Genomic DNA, 263 nt, shown 5'->3' with positions numbered 1-263 from the left:
GATCTGCACTAAACGGCCTTCATCGGCCAGCGCCTTGAGGTTGCGGGGGATGTAATCGCCGCCCACCATATCGAGGATCAGATCGGCGCCGCCCTCGGCGCGCAGAACCTCGACAAAATCTGCCTCGCGATAGTTGATCGCCTGTTCCGCGCCCAGATCGCGACAGGCCTTGCACTTCTCTGCCGATCCGGCCGTGGCAAACACCCGCGCGCCAAAGTGGTTGGCCAGCTGGATCGCGGTGGTGCCGATGCCGGATGATCCGC

General features: G+C 63.9%; 1 protein-coding gene. It reads right to left on the bottom strand.

Annotated features, from left to right (window positions below):
* Nucleotides 1–263, bottom strand: a 263-nt coding sequence (locus tag Q4528_RS14310) for a zinc-binding dehydrogenase (RefSeq protein ID WP_303522289.1), incomplete at both ends; no start/stop codon positions are given.

It is taken from the genome of Staphylococcus pasteuri, assembly GCF_030547725.1.
Taxonomy (GTDB): domain Bacteria; phylum Bacillota; class Bacilli; order Staphylococcales; family Staphylococcaceae; genus Staphylococcus; species Staphylococcus pasteuri.
The sequence above is the reverse complement of the archived record's forward strand: the minus strand, read 5'-3'. Positions and strand labels throughout refer to the sequence as shown.